The organism is Enterobacter sp. 01-M-02-SI-ECC (assembly GCF_047530595.1).
Lineage (GTDB): Bacteria > Pseudomonadota > Gammaproteobacteria > Enterobacterales > Enterobacteriaceae > Enterobacter > Enterobacter cloacae_M.
In genome coordinates this window covers 36,603-53,623 of the sequence record NZ_JBLKCZ010000009.1, presented here as the reverse complement: position 1 = coordinate 53,623, position 17,021 = coordinate 36,603, and the positions used below count along the sequence as shown (strand labels likewise).

Annotated in this window: 15 protein-coding genes and 1 other RNA gene; 11 read left to right on the top strand and 5 right to left on the bottom strand. The window is 55.7% G+C overall.

Going from position 1 to position 17,021, the window contains the following annotated elements:
* Positions 1–59 precede the first annotated feature (59 nt).
* Complete coding sequence (locus ACMWLG_RS13590; protein ID WP_045403479.1) at positions 60–863, top strand: DeoR family transcriptional regulator; 804 nt, start codon at positions 60–62, stop codon at positions 861–863.
* Between the two features lie 73 nt (positions 864–936).
* On the opposite strand, the gene garD is transcribed toward ACMWLG_RS13590, so the two are convergent.
* On the bottom strand, positions 937–2,508 hold the full coding sequence (garD, locus tag ACMWLG_RS13585; protein WP_045403477.1) for a galactarate dehydratase: 1,572 nt from the start codon (positions 2,506–2,508) through the stop codon (positions 937–939).
* A gap of 373 nt (positions 2,509–2,881) precedes the next feature.
* On the opposite strand from garD, the gene garL reads away from it, so the two are divergent.
* The 9 genes from garL (at position 2,882) to ACMWLG_RS13540 (ending at position 13,140) form a co-directional block, all read left to right on the top strand.
* The gene (garL, locus tag ACMWLG_RS13580) at positions 2,882–3,652 is read left to right on the top strand and encodes a 2-dehydro-3-deoxyglucarate aldolase (protein WP_023309303.1); all 771 of its coding nucleotides are present in this window, start codon (positions 2,882–2,884) and stop codon (positions 3,650–3,652) included.
* A 21-nt stretch (positions 3,653–3,673) separates the two neighbouring features.
* Positions 3,674–4,564 (top strand): 2-hydroxy-3-oxopropionate reductase, encoded by an 891-nt coding sequence (gene garR, locus ACMWLG_RS13575; protein ID WP_045620121.1) that lies wholly within the window; start codon positions 3,674–3,676, stop codon positions 4,562–4,564.
* Positions 4,565–4,623: 59 nt separating this feature from the next.
* An RNA gene (rnpB, locus tag ACMWLG_RS13570) (RNase P RNA component class A) lies at positions 4,624–5,000 on the top strand.
* A gap of 676 nt (positions 5,001–5,676) precedes the next feature.
* Positions 5,677–6,597 carry a transcriptional regulator TdcA gene (tdcA, locus tag ACMWLG_RS13565; protein ID WP_008501504.1) on the top strand — a complete coding sequence of 307 codons (921 nt, stop codon included), beginning with the start codon at positions 5,677–5,679 and terminating at the stop codon, positions 6,595–6,597.
* 100 nt (positions 6,598–6,697) lie between these two features.
* Positions 6,698–7,687: a bifunctional threonine ammonia-lyase/L-serine ammonia-lyase TdcB gene (tdcB, locus tag ACMWLG_RS13560; protein ID WP_045403593.1), complete on the top strand. Its 990-nt coding sequence runs from the start codon at positions 6,698–6,700 to the stop codon at positions 7,685–7,687.
* A gap of 9 nt (positions 7,688–7,696) precedes the next feature.
* Positions 7,697–9,028, top strand: coding sequence for a threonine/serine transporter TdcC (gene tdcC, locus ACMWLG_RS13555; protein WP_023309299.1), 1,332 nt, complete (start codon positions 7,697–7,699; stop codon positions 9,026–9,028).
* A gap of 30 nt (positions 9,029–9,058) precedes the next feature.
* The gene (gene tdcD, locus ACMWLG_RS13550) at positions 9,059–10,267 is read left to right on the top strand and encodes a propionate kinase (protein WP_045403590.1); all 1,209 of its coding nucleotides are present in this window, start codon (positions 9,059–9,061) and stop codon (positions 10,265–10,267) included.
* A gap of 15 nt (positions 10,268–10,282) precedes the next feature.
* Positions 10,283–12,577 carry a formate C-acetyltransferase gene (pflB, locus tag ACMWLG_RS13545; RefSeq protein WP_045620119.1) on the top strand — a complete coding sequence of 765 codons (2,295 nt, stop codon included), beginning with the start codon at positions 10,283–10,285 and terminating at the stop codon, positions 12,575–12,577.
* A 152-nt stretch (positions 12,578–12,729) separates the two neighbouring features.
* A complete protein-coding gene (locus ACMWLG_RS13540) occupies positions 12,730–13,140 on the top strand; it encodes a Spy/CpxP family protein refolding chaperone (RefSeq protein ID WP_023309296.1) in 411 nt (136 codons plus the stop codon).
* A 90-nt stretch (positions 13,141–13,230) separates the two neighbouring features.
* Here ACMWLG_RS13540 and ACMWLG_RS13535 read toward each other — a convergent pair whose 3' ends face one another.
* Positions 13,231–13,932 (bottom strand): pirin family protein, encoded by a 702-nt coding sequence (locus ACMWLG_RS13535; RefSeq protein ID WP_023309295.1) that lies wholly within the window; start codon positions 13,930–13,932, stop codon positions 13,231–13,233.
* A 104-nt stretch (positions 13,933–14,036) separates the two neighbouring features.
* Here ACMWLG_RS13535 and yhaJ point away from each other — a divergent pair, with 104 nt between their 5' ends.
* Complete coding sequence (gene yhaJ / locus ACMWLG_RS13530; protein ID WP_008503135.1) at positions 14,037–14,939, top strand: DNA-binding transcriptional regulator YhaJ; 903 nt, start codon at positions 14,037–14,039, stop codon at positions 14,937–14,939.
* Between the two features lie 40 nt (positions 14,940–14,979).
* On the opposite strand, the gene ACMWLG_RS13525 is transcribed toward yhaJ, so the two are convergent.
* The 3 genes from ACMWLG_RS13525 to ACMWLG_RS13515 all read right to left on the bottom strand — a co-directional run bounded on the left by ACMWLG_RS13525 (position 14,980) and on the right by ACMWLG_RS13515 (position 16,902).
* Positions 14,980–15,345 (bottom strand): DUF805 domain-containing protein, encoded by a 366-nt coding sequence (locus ACMWLG_RS13525; protein WP_045403474.1) that lies wholly within the window; start codon positions 15,343–15,345, stop codon positions 14,980–14,982.
* A gap of 106 nt (positions 15,346–15,451) precedes the next feature.
* Complete coding sequence (locus tag ACMWLG_RS13520) at positions 15,452–16,438, bottom strand: glutathione S-transferase family protein (RefSeq protein ID WP_045403472.1); 987 nt, start codon at positions 16,436–16,438, stop codon at positions 15,452–15,454.
* A 71-nt stretch (positions 16,439–16,509) separates the two neighbouring features.
* A complete protein-coding gene (locus ACMWLG_RS13515; protein ID WP_023309292.1) occupies positions 16,510–16,902 on the bottom strand; it encodes a DoxX family protein in 393 nt (130 codons plus the stop codon).
* Positions 16,903–17,021: the final 119 nt, after the last annotated feature.

The following is a 17,021-nucleotide window of genomic DNA, read 5'->3' as shown; positions in this document are numbered from 1 at the left end:
AGAAAGGCCTTAATAGGCAAAACGAAATGAAACGAAAGACTATTTATTAAGGAGCTCGTATGAGCAGCACCGATTCATCCGCGGAAAAGCGCATCACCGGCACCAGTGAAAGGCGAGAGCAGATCATTCAGCGGTTGCGGGCGCAGGGAAGCGTGCAGGTTAACGATCTGTCTCATCTGTACGGCGTATCGACGGTGACGATCCGCAACGATCTGGCGTTCCTGGAGAAGCAGGGCATCGCCGTTCGCGCCTACGGCGGGGCATTGATTTGCGAAGGCAACATGCCGGGCGCTGAGCCTTCCGTGGAGGATAAAAGCTCGCTGAATACGGCGGTGAAGCGCAGTATCGCGCAGGCCGCTGCCGCGCTGGTTAAACCCGGGCACCGTATTATTCTGGACTCCGGCACCACGACGTATGAAATCGCCCGCATGCTGCGCCAGCACACGGACGTGATTGCGATGACCAACGGGATGAACGTGGCGAATGCGCTGCTGGAAGCGGACGGGGTGGAATTGCTGATGACCGGCGGGCACCTGCGCCGTCAGTCGCAATCCTTCTACGGTGACCAGGCAGAACAGTCGCTACAGAATTACCATTTTGACCTGCTGTTCCTCGGCGTTGACGCCATCGATCTCGACCGCGGCGTAAGTACGCATAACGAAGACGAAGCCCGCCTTAACCGCAAAATGTGCGAGGTGGCGGAGCGTATTATCGTTGTCACGGACTCCAGCAAATTTAACCGCTCAAGCCTGCATAAAATCATTGATACGCAAAGGATTGATATGATTATTGTCGATGAAGGCATTCCGGCGGAGAGCCTGGACGGGCTGCGGAAAAGCGGGATTGAGGTGGTGCTGGTTTAAGGGGGCTTTCCCCTCACCCTAACCCTCTCCCCATAGGGGAGAGGGGACCGTTCGGTGCGGTTGGGAATATGAATCACGTCACCGGTGCCGGGTTGAACACCGCCAGCTGATTATGTAATCCCCATTGATCCGAGAAGGTTTTCTTCCGCCCGCTGGCGACATCCAGAATGAAGTGGAACAGTTTCCAGCCCACGTCCTCAATGCTCTCTTCCCCGGTGGCGATAGTGCCCGCGTTGATATCCATTAAGTCATACCAGCGGTTTGCCAGCTCGGTGCGGGTCGCCATCTTGATCACCGGTACCGCCATCAGGCCGTACGGCGTGCCGCGCCCGGTGGTAAAGACCTGCACCGTAATGCCGGATGCCACCTGCTGCGTGCCGCAGACGAAATCGCTGGCCGGCGTTGCCGCGTAGATCAGGCCGCGTTTCGTCGGGCGCTGGCCCGGAGAGAGCACTTCCACAATCGCGCTCTGGCCGGATTTGGCAATCGACCCGAGGGCTTTTTCCACTACGTTGGCCAGGCCGCCTTTTTTGTTCCCCGGTGAGGGATTGGCGCTGCGGTCGGTTTTGCCCATATCGAGATAGCTATCGTACCAGGCCATTTCCTCGAGCAGGCGCTTGCCGACCTCTTCATTAACGGCGCGTGGCGTGAGCAGATGGATGGCGTCACGCACTTCGGTCACCTCGGAGAACATCACCGTGGCGCCGCAGCGAACAAGCAGATCGGACGCATAGCCCACCGCCGGGTTGGCCGTCACGCCGGAGAAGGCATCGCTGCCGCCGCACTGTGTTCCCACTACCAAATCAGACGCCGGGCAGGTTTCGCGCTGGCGCTTGTTGAGCTTGTCCAGATGGCGTTCAGCCACCTGCAGGATATCGTCGACCATTGAGCGGAAACCCACGTGGCGTTCATCCTGCAGGCGCACGATGCTGGCCTCGTCTGCCGGAATGGCTTTCACATCTTCGGTGCCCTGCAGCAGGCGCTCTGGCTGCAATTTTTCACACCCCAGACCGATGACCATCACCTCGCCGCCAAAGTTTGGGTTCAGGGCGATATTGTGGATGGTACGGATAGGCACTACGGCAGCGGGGGCGTTAATCGCCACGCCGCAGCCGTAGAGGTGGTTCAGGCCAACCACGCCGTCGACGTTCGGGTATTTCGGCAGCAGATCGCGTTCGATGATTTTCACCACGTAATCCACTACGCCCGCCACGCAGTGCACGCTGGTGGTAATGCCGAGCAGATTCTTGGTGCCGACGCTGCCGTCCGCGTTGCGGTAGCCTTCGAAGGTATAGCCCTCCAGCGGAGGAAGCGGTTCCGGTACGCGAGTCGCCAGCGGAAGCGTGTTTAGCGGCGGCGCTTCCGGCAGCGCCACCAGCGACTCCTCAACCCAGCTCCCCTGTGGTATAGAGCGAACGGCATAGCCGATGACTTCACCGTAACGTACGATTTCGCTGTTAGCAGGGATATCCGCCAGGGCGACTTTATGTCCCTGCGGAATATGCTCAATCAGTTCCAGCCCGTCCGGGAAGCGGGTGCCCGCTTTTAAGCCATTGTCGTTGACAATAATCGCCACATTATCGGTGTCGTGGACTTTTATATAAAACGCCGTCGGCGATGCCTGTCGAATTTCAATGTCGGCCATTGTTCAGTATTCTCCAGCAAAGTGTCTGATAATAAATTCAGCCAATTTTCAAATGGTAGAAATAAATACGCGGCTTTCAGAAATAAAGCATGTCAGCATAGGGGATATGAAAATGTGATCTCGATCGCTCCAGAACCAGTAATGCCTGATTCTGTGCATTAGCGCCCAGCGCCTTGTGCATATGCAAAAAAATTTATCGAAGTATAACGCAATAATTGAGCATTAAAACAATGTGCGGTTGTGGATTGCGTCTTATACTGAATGACGATTTTATAACGCCAAAATACGTCAGAATAATAAATATAATGCTGGTGCGGTGTCTGAATAAATAAAATGATGCTGATATAGGCTGCGAATTAAAAAGGTAAATACGATGAATAACGATATCTTCCCGAATAAATTTAAAGCGGCCCTCGCGGCACACCAGATTCAGATTGGCTGCTGGTCCGCGCTGGCAAACCCTATCAGCACCGAAGTGCTGGGCCTGGCCGGTTTTGACTGGCTGGTGCTGGACGGCGAACATGCGCCGAACGATATCAGCACCTTTATTCCACAGCTGATGGCGTTGAAAGGCAGCCCCAGCGCCCCGGTAGTGCGCGTGCCCACCAACGAGCCGGTGATTATCAAGCGCCTGCTGGATATCGGTTTCTACAACTTCCTGATCCCGTTTGTGGAGACGGAAGAACAAGCGGCCCTGGCCGTAGCCTCAACGCGCTATCCGCCAGAAGGGATCCGCGGCGTTTCCGTTTCGCATCGCGCCAATATGTTTGGCACCGTGCCGGACTATTTCGCGCAGTCTAATAGCAACATCACCATTCTGGTTCAGATCGAGAGCCAGCAGGGCGTTGATAACGTCGACGCGATTGCCGCCACAAACGGCGTGGACGGGATCTTCGTCGGTCCAAGCGATCTGGCTGCTGCCTTTGGTCATCTGGGTAACGCCGGCCACCCTGACGTGCAGCGCGCGATCCAGCACATCTTTGCCCGCGCTAAAGCTCACGGCAAACCGTGCGGCATTCTGGCGCCGGTTGAGGCTGACGCACGCCGCTATCTGGAGTGGGGAGCCACGTTTGTAGCCGTCGGCAGCGACCTCGGCGTATTCCGCTCGGCCACGCAGAAATTAGCCGACGCTTTTAAAAAATAACCATCATTGAGGAAACAGATTATGACGCTGAAAGTGGGTTTTATTGGCCTGGGCATTATGGGTAAACCAATGAGTAAGAACCTCATCAAAGCGGGTTACTCGCTGGTGGTATCCGATCACAATCCGCAGGCCGTGGCAGAGGTGATAGCGGCTGGCGCTGAAACGGCCACCACCGCGAAGGCCATTGCCGAGCAGTGCGATGTCATCATCACCATGCTGCCAAACTCACCGCATGTTAAAGAAGTTGCGCTGGGTGAGAACGGCATTATCGACGGTGCGAAGCCGGGCCTGGTGCTGATCGATATGAGCTCTATCGCACCGCTCGCGAGCCGTGAAATCAGCGAGGCATTAAAAGCGAAGGGCGTCGATATGCTGGATGCACCGGTCAGCGGCGGTGAGCCGAAAGCGATCGACGGCACGCTGTCGGTGATGGTCGGCGGCGATAAAGCCATTTTCGATAGATACTACGACCTGATGAAAGCCATGGCGGGCTCCGTGGTGCATACCGGGGACATCGGGGCGGGTAATGTGACCAAGCTGGCAAACCAGGTGATTGTGGCGCTGAACATTGCCGCCATGTCCGAAGCGCTGACGCTGGCAACCAAAGCGGGCGTCAACCCGGATCTGGTCTATCAGGCCATTCGCGGTGGTCTGGCGGGCAGTACCGTGCTGGATGCCAAAGCGCCGATGGTCATGGATCGTAATTTCAAACCCGGTTTCCGCATCGACCTGCATATCAAAGATCTGGCGAACGCGCTGGATACGTCACACGGCGTGGGCGCACAGCTGCCGCTGACCGCGGCGGTCATGGAGATGATGCAGGCGCTGCGTGCCGATGTCCTGGGCACGGCCGATCACAGCGCGATTGCGTGCTACTACGAAAAACTGGCGAAGGTGGAAGTGGCGCGTTAATTATGCCTTGCCTACACCTTAGGGTGACAGCGGCGCGCAAACCCTCTATACTGCGCGCCGAAGCTGACCAGACAGTCGCCGCTTCGTCGTCGTCCCTTTCGGGGGAGACGGGCGGAGGGGAGGAAAGTCCGGGCTCCATAGGGCAGGGTGCCAGGTAACGCCTGGGGGGGAAACCCACGACCAGTGCAACAGAGAGCAAACCGCCGATGGCCCGCGCAAGCGGGATCAGGTAAGGGTGAAAGGGTGCGGTAAGAGCGCACCGCGCGGCTGGTAACAGTCCGTGGCACGGTAAACTCCACCCGGAGCAAGGCCAAATAGGGGTTCACATGGTACGGCCCGTACTGAACCCGGGTAGGCTGCTTGAGCCAGTGAGCGATTGCTGGCCTAGATGAATGACTGTCCACGACAGAACCCGGCTTATCGGTCAGCTTCAACTTCTTAAAAAACCCCGCTTCGGCGGGGTTTTTGCTTTCCAGATGATGCTGGATGGGTAAGCGCAGCGCCGGACAAACGACATCAATTCTCATATTTGCGACGTTAAGCACATTTCACTGCTTTTATACCTTTCGTATCGATCCTGTACCTGTATACGATCGCCATCACAAAATTTCGCGCTAAAAAACACACGATTTTTAGTATTGATAATTTGTTATGTTTGTTACTTTTATGATCGCGAATCTTTTCTCGTTTGATATGCATATATTGAAATCAAATACATTTCTCCCGTGAATATGTGACGAATTCCACTCTTTTCCGCAGACCTGAAAATTTGCATCGGAAAAATTTAATAAATTGAAAGAATGTTTCAAACAAATAGCGGTTATTTATTGGTCTTTAATTGCCTGAAAGATCGTCTTTATTGATTTTTTTAACGCTGAGAAATTTATCAAGGTTATCGCCATAAAATAAATTTATTACTACTGCTTTTATTGATCGATATCAGCGTAATGGTGTGGTTGTATTTATTCATGTTATTGATAATAAATGTGTTTTTTGGTTTTCGTTGATCATGTGAAGCGTGCGGAAAAGCAAATTGTGAGTGACAGCACATACCCCCTTAAACATTATTAGGTAGAATCCGCTCCGTCATAGGGAAATAAGCGCAGAATATTATGAACACTATTATTCTACCGAAAACACAGCACCTCGTGGTATTTCAGGAAGTCATTAAGAGTGGCTCCATAGGTTCTGCAGCAAGACAGCTTGGCCTGACGCAACCCGCCGTCAGCAAAATCATCAGCGATATTGAGTCCTACTTCGGCGTGGAAGTGATGGTGCGTAAAAACACCGGCGTAAAACTCACTGCCGCGGGCCAGGTCCTGCTCTCGTACTCAGAGTCGATCACCCGCGAAATGAAAAACATGGTGAGTGAGATTAACAGCCTGAGTTTCAGCACCGTCATGGACGTCTCCTTTGGCTACCCGTCGCTGATCGGCTTTACCTTCCTGTCCGAGATGATCAAAAAATTCAAGGAAGTGTTCCCGAAAGCACGCGTCTCGATGTATGAAGCCCAGCTCTCATCTTTCCTTCCGGCCATTCGCGACGGTCGTCTGGATTTCGCTATCGGCACGCTAAGCGATGAAATGCTGCTGCAGGATCTGCACGTCGAACCGCTGTTTGAGTCCGAGTTTGTGCTGGTCGCCAGCAAAACGCGAACGTGCACCGGCCCGACGACACTGGCATCGCTCACGCACGAGCAGTGGGTGATGCCGCAAACCGATATGGGCTACTACAAAGAACTTCTGACTACTCTGCAAGACAACCACATCAGCATCGAAAACATCGTCCAGACCGATTCCGTCGTCACCATTTATAACCTCGTGCTGAATGCCGATTATCTGACGGTCATTCCCCGCGACATGATTGCCCCGTTCGGTTCCGACCAGTTTATTGTGCTGCCCGTGGAAGATGAATTACCCGTGGCGCGTTATGCCGCCGTGTGGTCAAAAAATTACAGGATTAAAAAATCGGCGTCAGTATTAGTTGAGCTGGCAAAACAGTATTCGTCGATGAATATCGAAAGACGACGATGAATAATAAGTAATTATTTTAAAAACACCCAGAGCTTATCTCTGTAACGCTCTGATACCCTGACTTTGCCTGAAAAGAATGAATTATTATAACGAGGATATTATGCATATTACCTACGATCTCCCGGTAACGATTGAAGATATTCAGGACGCCAGAAAACGACTGGCAGGAAAAGTATATAAAACCGGTATGCCGCGCTCGAATTATCTTAGCGAACGCTGCAAGGGCGAAATATTCCTGAAGTTTGAGAACATGCAGCGTACCGGCTCGTTTAAGATCCGCGGCGCGTTTAACAAATTAAGCTCGCTGACCGACGCTGAAAAACGCAAAGGCGTTGTCGCCTGCTCCGCGGGGAACCACGCGCAGGGTGTGTCCCTCTCCTGCGCGATGCTCGGCATCGACGGCAAAGTGGTGATGCCGATGGGCGCGCCGAAGTCTAAAGTGGCCGCGACGCGCGACTACTCGGCGGAAGTTGTGCTGCACGGCGAGAACTTCAACGACACCATTGCCAAAGTCAGCGAAATCGTCGAGATGGAAGGGCGTATTTTTATTCCGCCATACGATGATGCCAAAGTGATCGCCGGGCAGGGCACCATCGGTCTGGAAATTCTCGAAGATTTATACGACGTGGATAACGTTATTGTGCCTATCGGCGGCGGCGGTTTAATTGCCGGGATTGCGACGGCAATTAAATCCATCAACCCCACCATTAATATCATCGGCGTGCAGTCAGAAAATGTTCACGGCATGGCGGCATCGTATCAGGCCGGAGAAATAATGAGCCATCGCGTTACCGGCACGCTGGCCGACGGCTGTGATGTTTCTCGCCCCGGTAATTTACCGTTCGAAATTGTTCGCGAGCTGGTTGATGACATTGTGCTGGTCAGCGAAGACAACATTCGCGACAGCATGATCGCGCTTATTCAGCGTAATAAAGTGGTGACGGAAGGTGCCGGCGCGCTGGCCTGTGCCGCGTTATTAAGCGGCAAGCTCGATCGCTATATTCAGGGTCGTAAAACCGTCTGCATTATTTCCGGCGGCAATATCGATCTCTCCCGTGTTTCCCAAATTACCGGCTTCGTTGACGCATAAAGGTGACCTATGAGCAACACAGAAAGCATTATCGTTGGCCAGACAAAAACGTCCTCCTGGCGTAAGTCTGATACCACCTGGACGCTTGGCCTGTTTGGTACCGCCATTGGCGCAGGCGTGCTGTTCTTCCCCATTCGCGCAGGTTTTGGTGGATTGATCCCTATCCTGCTGATGCTGGTTCTCGCGTTCCCGATTGCGTTTTACTGCCACCGCGCGCTGGCGCGTTTGTGCCTCTCCGGCAGCAACGTCTCGGGCAACATCACCGAAACGGTGGAAGAGCACTTTGGAAAAACCGGCGGGGTGGTGATCACCTTCCTCTACTTCTTCGCTATTTGCCCGCTGCTGTGGATTTACGGCGTCACCATTACCAACACCTTTATGACCTTCTGGGAAAATCAGCTCCAGCTACCTGCGCTGAACCGCGGCGTGGTGGCGCTGTTCCTGCTGCTGCTGATGGCCTTTGTTATCTGGTTTGGTAAAGACCTGATGGTGAAGGTCATGAGCTTCCTGGTGTTCCCGTTTATCGCCAGCCTGGTGCTGATTTCCCTGTCGCTGATCCCTTACTGGAACTCGGCGGTGATTGACCAGGTCAACCTGAGCGATATCGCCTTCACCGGTCATGACGGCATTCTGGTCACGGTGTGGCTGGGTATCTCCATCATGGTCTTCTCCTTCAACTTCTCGCCTATCGTCTCCTCGTTTGTGGTCTCCAAGCGCGAAGAGTACGAGCCGGAGTTCGGTAAAGAATTCACCGAGCAGAAATGTTCCAAAATCATCGGTCGCGCCAGCATGCTGATGGTCGCCGTGGTGATGTTCTTCGCCTTTAGCTGCCTGTTTACGCTCTCTCCGCAGAACATGGCGGACGCTAAGGCGCAGAACATTCCGGTGCTCTCTTACCTGGCGAACCACTTTGCGTCAATGTCAGGAACCAAATCGACGTTCGCGACAGTACTGGAATACGGAGCCTCCATCATCGCGCTGGTCGCTATCTTCAAATCCTTCTTCGGTCATTACCTGGGCACGCTGGAAGGGCTGAACGGCCTGATCCTCAAGTTCGGCTACAAGGGCGATAAGAAGAAAGTCTCCGTTGGCAAGCTGAACACCATCAGCATGGTGTTCATCATGGGCTCCACCTGGGTTGTGGCCTACGCCAACCCGAACATTCTGGACCTTATTGAAGCCATGGGCGCACCAATCATCGCCTCTCTGCTGTGCCTGCTGCCGATGTATGCCATCCGCAAAGCACCGGCGCTGGCGAAGTACAAAGGGCGTACCGAGAACATTTTCGTTACCGCGGTCGGGCTGCTGACCATTCTGAATATCGTTTACAAACTGTTCTAACCCATTGCTCAGGAAGAGCGGAGTCACATGATGATTGAGTTTCCGGTTGTACTGGTAATTAACTGCGGATCGTCCTCTGTTAAGTTTTCGGTGCTCGACGCCAGCAGCTGCGATGCCCTGATGACGGGCATTGCAGATGGGATCAACACCGAGAAGGCCTTTATTTCCGTGAACGGGGGTGAGCCAGCCAGACTGGCTCACCAGGACTACGAAGGGGCGCTGGCTGCCATCGCCCTGGAGCTGGAGAAGCGTAACCTGATGAGCAGCGTGGCCTTAATTGGCCACCGCATTGCGCACGGGGGAAATCTCTTCAGCGAGTCGACCCTGATCACGGAAGAGGCGATCGCGCAGATCCGACAGGTTTCCCCGCTGGCGCCACTGCATAACTACGCCAACCTGAGCGGCGTGGAAGCCGCAGAGCGTCTGTTCCCGGGCGTGCAGCAGGTGGCGGTATTTGATACCAGCTTCCACCAGACGCTGCCGCCGCAGGCGTATCTGTACGGATTGCCGTACCGCTATTTTGAAGAGCTGGGCGTGCGCCGCTACGGCTTCCACGGCACCTCTCACCGCTACGTGGCCGCGCAGGCGCATACGCTTCTCGGGCTGTCCCCCGATGACAGCGGCCTGGTGATTGCCCATCTCGGCAACGGAGCCTCCATCTGCGCGGTGCGCAACGGCGAAAGCGTCGACACCTCGATGGGGATGACGCCGCTGGAAGGGCTGGTAATGGGGACGCGCTGCGGCGACGTGGACTTCGGCGCGATGGCGTGGATTGCCCAGCAGACCGGCCAGTCGTTCGAGGATCTGGAGCGCGTGGTCAATAAAGAGTCCGGGCTGCTGGGGATCTCCGGCATCTCCTCCGATTTACGTACGCTGGAGAAAGCCTGGCACGAAGGCAACGAGCGGGCGCAGCTGGCTATCCATACCTTCGTTCACCGCATTGCGCGGCATATCGCCGGGCACGCGGCGTCGCTGCACCGCCTGGATGGGGTGGTCTTTACCGGCGGTATTGGCGAAAACTCGAAGCTTGTCCGCGCGCTGGTGGCGGAACATCTGAAAGTCTTCGGCATCATCCTCGACGACGACAAAAATGCCCTGCCGGGCAGCGCGGGTGAGCGCGTGATCTCCACCGAATCGTCCCGCGTGGCCTGCGCGGTTATCCCTACCAACGAAGAAAAAATGATCGCGCTGGACGCCCTCCGTCTTGGGAAGGTTACCCCGGCCGCGGCTTACGCCTGATAAAGCGAGAAACACATGAAAGTAACAATCGATACGGGCGTCGCGCCCTACAGCGACGCATGGGCCGGGTTTCGCGGTGAAGAATGGAAAAACGCCGTCAACGTCCGCGATTTTATTCAGCATAACTACACCCCTTATGAAGGCGATGAAGCTTTCCTCGCGCAGGCGACGCCAGCAACGACGGCGCTGTGGCAGAAGGTAATGGTCGGCATTCGCCAGGAGAATGCCACCCACGCCCCGGTGGATTTTGACACCAACATTGCCACCACCATTACGGCCCACGGGCCGGGCTATATCGACCAGGATCTGGAGACGATCGTCGGCCTGCAAACCGATAAGCCGCTCAAGCGCGCGCTGCATCCGTATGGCGGGATCAACATGATCCGCAGCTCGTTCGAAGCCTATGGCCGGGAGATGGATCCGCAGTTCGAATACCTGTTTACCGACCTGCGCAAAACCCACAACCAGGGCGTGTTTGACGTCTACTCCCCGGAGATGATGCGCTGCCGTAAATCCGGCGTGCTGACCGGGCTGCCGGACGGCTACGGGCGCGGACGCATCATCGGTGACTATCGCCGCGTGGCGCTGTACGGGATCGCTTATCTGGTGCGCGAGCGCGAACTTCAGTTTGCCGATCTGCAGGGCAGGCTGGAGCGCGGTGAAGATCTGGAGGCGACGATCCGCCTGCGTGAAGAGCTGGCGGAGCACAGGCGCGCGCTGCTGCAGATCCAGCAGATGGCGGCGAACTACGGCTTTGATATCTCACGTCCGGCGATGAACGCCCAGGAAGCGGTGCAGTGGGTCTATTTTGCCTACCTTGCAGCGGTGAAATCCCAGAACGGCGGGGCGATGTCGCTGGGGCGCACGGCCTCGTTCCTCGATATCTACATTGAACGCGACATGCAGGCGGGGCGCCTGAATGAAGTCCAGGCGCAGGAGCTGATCGACCACTTCACCATGAAGATCCGCATGGTGCGCTTCCTGCGCACGCCGGAGTTCGACACGCTCTTCTCCGGCGATCCAATCTGGGCGACGGAAGTGATCGGCGGCATGGGGCTGGACGGGCGCACGCTGGTGACCAAAAACAGCTTCCGCTATCTGCATACCCTGCACACCATGGGGCCTGCGCCGGAGCCGAACCTGACGATCCTCTGGTCTGAACAACTGCCGATCGCGTTCAAGAAATACGCCGCTCAGGTGTCGATCGTCACCTCTTCGCTGCAGTATGAGAACGACGATTTGATGCGTGCGGACTTCAACAGCGACGACTACGCCATTGCCTGCTGCGTCAGCCCGATGGTGATCGGCAAGCAGATGCAGTTCTTTGGCGCGCGCGCCAACCTCGCCAAAACGCTGCTGTACGCGATCAACGGCGGGGTGGACGAGAAGCTGAAGATCCAGGTCGGCCCGAAAACCGAGCCTCTGCTGGACGACGTGCTGGATTACGACACCGTGATGGCGAGCCTCGATCACTTTATGGACTGGCTGGCGGTGCAGTACATCAGCGCCCTGAACCTCATTCACTACATGCATGATAAGTACAGCTACGAAGCCTCGCTGATGGCGCTGCATGACCGCGACGTCTATCGCACCATGGCCTGCGGAATTGCCGGGCTGTCGGTGGCGGCGGATTCCCTGTCGGCCATTAAATACGCCACGGTGAAGCCGGTGCGCGACCACACCGGTCTGGCGGTCGATTTTGTGATTGAAGGGGACTATCCGCAGTACGGCAACAACGACGACCGCGTGGACAGCATCGCCTGCGACCTGGTGGAGCGCTTTATGAAGAAAATTCAGGCGTTGCCAACCTACCGCAACGCGGTGCCAACCCAGTCGATCCTGACTATCACCTCCAACGTGGTATACGGCCAGAAGACCGGGAACACGCCGGACGGACGCCGCGGCGGCACGCCGTTTGCGCCAGGCGCGAATCCGATGCACGGCCGCGACAGAAAAGGGGCGGTAGCCTCGCTAACGTCGGTGGCCAAGCTGCCGTTCACCTATGCGAAAGACGGGATCTCCTACACCTTCTCCATCGTGCCGCAGGCGCTGGGCAAGGACGAGCTGGTGCGCAAAACCAACCTGGTGGGGCTGCTGGACGGGTACTTCCATCACGAAGCGTCCATTGAGGGCGGGCAGCATCTGAACGTCAACGTCATGAACCGGGAAATGCTCCTCGATGCCATTGCGCATCCCGAGAATTACCCGAACCTGACGATCCGCGTTTCAGGCTATGCGGTGCGTTTTAATGCGCTGACGCGCGAGCAGCAGCAGGATGTGATTTCGAGGACGTTTACGCAATCAATCTGACGACATTTAGGTCTCATGTCCCCTCAACCCTGGGGGCATTTTTTTGCCCGCTAAACATACAAAATTGTTTATATAATTACTCACACATATTCATCCGCTCTTGAAAAACAATACGCCTGCTTTTCCCTATCACAGCATGTAAGGACAGTAAGATGATGAAAATGACCCGTATTGCGCTGGTCGCCGCCTCGCTGGCAGTGTGCAGTTTTACGGTACAGGCCGCGAACGTTGAGGCTGCCCCGTCTCCCTCGCAGGATCCGCTGGTACAGCACCTGAAGCTCAGCAATGAGCAGGTTAAGAAGATTGAAGATCTGCATAAGCAGCTGGAACAAAATGTCAGCAAGATCCCGATGACGGGAGTGAAGGACGGCGCGCTGATCGACATGTTCCAGGCGGGTAAATGGGACGAAAGCACGGTGAAAAGCCAGCTTGCTGCCTTTAGCAAAATTGAAGAGCAGACCCGCTATTACCGCGTGAAATATTACTTCGACGTCAGCCAGGTGTTGACGCCGGAACAGCGTAAGCAGATTAGAACCGATATGGCTAACGCGCTGGCAGAGTGATTTCGTACGTTGCATACGGCGCCGGATGATTCTGCCGTGGCTCGATCGGTTCCCTCTCCCATTGGGAGAGGGTTAGGGTGGGGGCATTCTTTAAACCGGCAAATCAATCAGCAGCGCGCGAAGCGGCGTATCCGCCACCAGGGTGATATTCGCTTCATCACGAATAAACGCCCCGTCGCCGCAGGTGAGCGCTTCTTTCTCTTCCGTGTGCGTCACCGCATGTACCGTACCGTGAATAGACTGTAAATAGGCGCGCGGACCATGAAGCTGGAAGCTCGCCTGTTCACCTTTCTTCAGTTCGATATGGTGCAGCCACACCTGCTGGCGCAGCTGCAGGCTACCTTTACTGCCGTCCGGCGATGCAATCAGCTGCTGCTTATCGCCCGTTAAATCTAACTTCTGCACCAGCGGATTTTCCCGCTCGGGGCAGGCGTCCAGCCACAGCTGCATACGGGTCAGCGTTTTATCTTTGCTGAGGTTATGCTCGCTGTAGCTGATGCCCGGCTGCGTGGAAATTAACAACGCTTCGCCAGCCTTTGCCTGGACATGATTGCCCTCGCTATCGCGGTATTCTGCCTCGCCTTCCAGGATCAGGTTCAGGATATCGACTTTCGGGTACGTACGCGGCTGGAAGGAGGCGCCAGGGGCGAGCACTTCCTGATTCAACACGCGCAGTGAAGCGTAACCGAGGAGTTTAGGGTCAAAGTAGTGTCCAAAGGAAAAGGTGTAGCGGGCCTGCAGCCAACCGAAATCGGCTTGTCCGCACTGTTTAGCTGTTCTTGTCGTAATCATAAACTTGACCTCTCTTTACACTAAAACAATGGTAAAGGTATGGACGCTGCATTGTTAGCCAGATATTCTGCCCGGTATGTTCAAATTTCCTGAATGAGAACGAGATGGCTAAAGAGAGAGCATTGACGCTTGAGGCGCTTCGCGTCATGGACGCGATTGACCGGCGCGGCAGTTTTGCGGCGGCGGCAGATGAGCTGGGGCGCGTTCCGTCTGCGCTGAGCTACACCATGCAGAAGCTGGAGGAAGAGCTGGACGTGGTGCTGTTTGACCGCTCCGGTCATCGAACAAAATTCACCAACGTGGGGCGAATGCTGCTGGAGCGCGGCCGCGTGCTGCTGGAAGCGGCGGACAAGCTCACGACGGACGCCGAAGCGCTGGCGCGCGGCTGGGAAACCCATCTGACGTTAGTTACCGAAGCGCTGGTGCCGACTGAAGCGCTGTTCCCGCTGGTGGACCGCCTGGCGGCGAAGGCCAATACGCAGCTGTCAATCATCACCGAGGTGCTGGCAGGCGCGTGGGAACGTCTGGAGACGGGCAGGGCGGATATTGTGATTGCGCCTGACATGCACTTCCGTTCCTCATCGGAAATCAACTCGCGCAAGCTCTACAGCGTGATGAACGTCTATGTTGCCGCACCCAATCACCCGATTCACCAGGAGCCGGAGCCGCTCTCTGAAGTGACGCGCGTGAAGTATCGCGGCGTGGCGGTAGCGGATACCGCGCGCGAGCGTCCGGTGCTGACGGTGCAGCTGCTGGATAAGCAGCCACGCCTGACGGTGACCTCGCTGGAAGACAAACGGCAGGCGCTGCTGGCCGGTCTGGGCGTGGCGACGATGCCGTACCCGTTTGTGGAGAAAGATATTGCGGAAGGGCGACTGCGCGTTGTCAGCCCGGAATACACCAGCGAAGTGGATATCATTATGGCGTGGCGCCGCGACAGCATGGGCGAAGCCAAATCCTGGTGTCTACGCGAAATTCCGAAGCTTTTTGCCCACCACAATAAATAAGGATATAGGCCCGGATCGCTGTGCGCCACCGGGCCATTATTTATGCGTCGAGCTTCGGATCCGGACCAAAGCGGTTCTCGCCCGGCGTGCCGCTCTGGCAGTTGAAAATCAAAATCACGATCCAGCCAACAAGCGGGATCAGCAGCAGCAGTAACCACCACGCTGAACGATCGGTGTCGTGCAGCCGACGGAACAGTACCGCCCACGATGGTAGCAGGACTAACAGGCCGTAAATGGTGGTCAGCACGCCTTCACCGCCAGCCCGCTCCCAGCCAAGAATTTTATCCACAATACCCAGCACCATAATGAGAATGAAGTTCACCAGAACGAACATCCAGTACTCTTTGCGGCGGGCACGGCCACCAAATCCAATGTAGTTACGCAGTACTTTTAAATACCAGTCCATTTTCCTTGCCTCATTAGTCAGTCAATCACTTGTTTTCTAAGCGATCGAGGTAAGGATAGATGGAGATTGTGAATTAAAAAAGGGCATCTGGTGATGCCCTTCGTATTTATCCAAATCGGACGTCGCGCCCGTGAGGTTCATCCAGATCCTGCCACGGCCCAATGGAGATAATGCCCGTTGGGTTGATGGTTTTGTGGCTGCGGAAATAATGGGTGCGAATATGGTCAAAGTCGACCGTTTCGGCGATCCCTTGCATCTGATAGATGTCGCGCAGGAAACCGTGCAGGTTCAGGTAATCGCTGATGCGGTGCTTGTCGCACTTAAAGTGGGTGACATAGACCGGATCGAAGCGAATCAGCGTGGTCCACAGGCGAATGTCCGCTTCCGTCAGGCGATCGCCCGTCAGGTAGCGATGCTGGCCCAGGATCTGCTCCAGACGCTCAAGTGATTCAAACACCTTTCCGACCGCTTCGTCATACGCTTCCTGGCTGGTGGCGAAACCGGCCTTGTAGACACCGTTGTTAACGTTGTCGTAAATCCAGCTGTTCAGCTCGTCAATTTTCTCACGCAGCTCAGCCGGATAGTAATCTCCGGCACGGGCGCCGTGCGCGTCAAACGCGGTATTGAACATGCGGATGATTTCCGCAGACTCATTGCTGACAATCGTCTGGTTTTTCTTGTCCCACAGCACCGGCACGGTAACGCGCCCGGTGTAGTGAGGATCGGCGCGCAGATAGAGCTGGTAAAGGAAATCGTGTTGGTAAAGATCGTCGCCGGTCGCCGCGGGGAAATCACTGTCAAACGTCCAGCCGTTTTCCAGCATCAGCGGGTTCACGACCGAAACCGGGATTAAGGATTCGAGACCCTTAAGCTTGCGCACAATCAGCGTGCGGTGTGCCCACGGGCAGGCAAGGGAAACATAAAGATGATAACGGTCTTTCTCAGCCGCGAAGCCGCCTTCGCCGCTCGGGCCTGGCGCGCCGTCGGCGGTCAGCCAGTTACGGAAGGCCGAAACTGAGCGCTTGAAGCGACCTCCGGTGGATTTGGTGTCATACCAGACATCCTGCCATACGCCGTCTACGAGTTGTCCCATTTTTTCTCCTCCGTCAGATAGCAAAAGCGAGGAGATGTCTCCTCGCTTTGTGTTTATTCAGTATAGCGTGCTTACCATTTCTTATTCAGAACGCGGTCGATGCTGTATGCACCCGGGCCGGTGACGGCCAGCAGCAGGAAGCCACCCGCGATGGTCAGGTTTTTCATGAACATCAGAGAGTTCACGCCTTCCGCAAAGTTGCTGTGGAAGATGAACGCTGTCAGCACGGTGAAGCCTGCGGTAAACAGCGCGGTGGTACGGGTCAGGAAGCCGAACAGTACCGCCAGGCCGCCGCCGAACTCAAGAAGAATGGTCAGCGGCAGCAGGAACCCCGGAACGCCCATGGCTTCCATATACTGCTGGGTGCCCGCATAACCGGTGATTTTTCCCCAACCTGCCACGATGAACAGAATTGGCATCAGAATACGCGCGACCAGTACACCAACATCTTCTAATTTTTTCATTTTACTCTCCAGGAAACCACATGAGCGGCTGAACATTATTTGTCTGCAATTCCGGGTAGATACCGCGGCGTTGCTGTCGATGGAGAGGATAATAAACGGGGCGGGTGGTAATTGTTAGC

Excerpts from the sequence above, each read along its gene's own strand:
- ACMWLG_RS13590 (WP_045403479.1), top strand. The coding sequence starts at position 60 with ATGAGCAGCACCGATTCATCCGCGGAAAAGCGCATCACCGGCACCAGT.
- ACMWLG_RS13540 (WP_023309296.1), top strand. The coding sequence starts at position 12,730 with ATGATGAAAATGACCCGTATTGCGCTGGTCGCCGCCTCGCTGGCAGTG.
- ACMWLG_RS13515 (WP_023309292.1), bottom strand. The coding sequence starts at position 16,902 with ATGAAAAAATTAGAAGATGTTGGTGTACTGGTCGCGCGTATTCTGATG.
- tdcB (WP_045403593.1), top strand. The coding sequence starts at position 6,698 with ATGCATATTACCTACGATCTCCCGGTAACGATTGAAGATATTCAGGAC.
- garL (WP_023309303.1), top strand. The coding sequence starts at position 2,882 with ATGAATAACGATATCTTCCCGAATAAATTTAAAGCGGCCCTCGCGGCA.
- ACMWLG_RS13535 (WP_023309295.1), bottom strand. The coding sequence starts at position 13,932 with ATGATTACGACAAGAACAGCTAAACAGTGCGGACAAGCCGATTTCGGT.
- ACMWLG_RS13525 (WP_045403474.1), bottom strand. The coding sequence starts at position 15,345 with ATGGACTGGTATTTAAAAGTACTGCGTAACTACATTGGATTTGGTGGC.
- tdcC (WP_023309299.1), top strand. The coding sequence starts at position 7,697 with ATGAGCAACACAGAAAGCATTATCGTTGGCCAGACAAAAACGTCCTCC.
- tdcA (WP_008501504.1), top strand. The coding sequence starts at position 5,677 with ATGAACACTATTATTCTACCGAAAACACAGCACCTCGTGGTATTTCAG.
- yhaJ (WP_008503135.1), top strand. The coding sequence starts at position 14,037 with ATGGCTAAAGAGAGAGCATTGACGCTTGAGGCGCTTCGCGTCATGGAC.
- pflB (WP_045620119.1), top strand. The coding sequence starts at position 10,283 with ATGAAAGTAACAATCGATACGGGCGTCGCGCCCTACAGCGACGCATGG.
- garR (WP_045620121.1), top strand. The coding sequence starts at position 3,674 with ATGACGCTGAAAGTGGGTTTTATTGGCCTGGGCATTATGGGTAAACCA.
- ACMWLG_RS13520 (WP_045403472.1), bottom strand. The coding sequence starts at position 16,438 with ATGGGACAACTCGTAGACGGCGTATGGCAGGATGTCTGGTATGACACC.
- tdcD (WP_045403590.1), top strand. The coding sequence starts at position 9,059 with ATGATTGAGTTTCCGGTTGTACTGGTAATTAACTGCGGATCGTCCTCT.
- garD (WP_045403477.1), bottom strand. The coding sequence starts at position 2,508 with ATGGCCGACATTGAAATTCGACAGGCATCGCCGACGGCGTTTTATATA.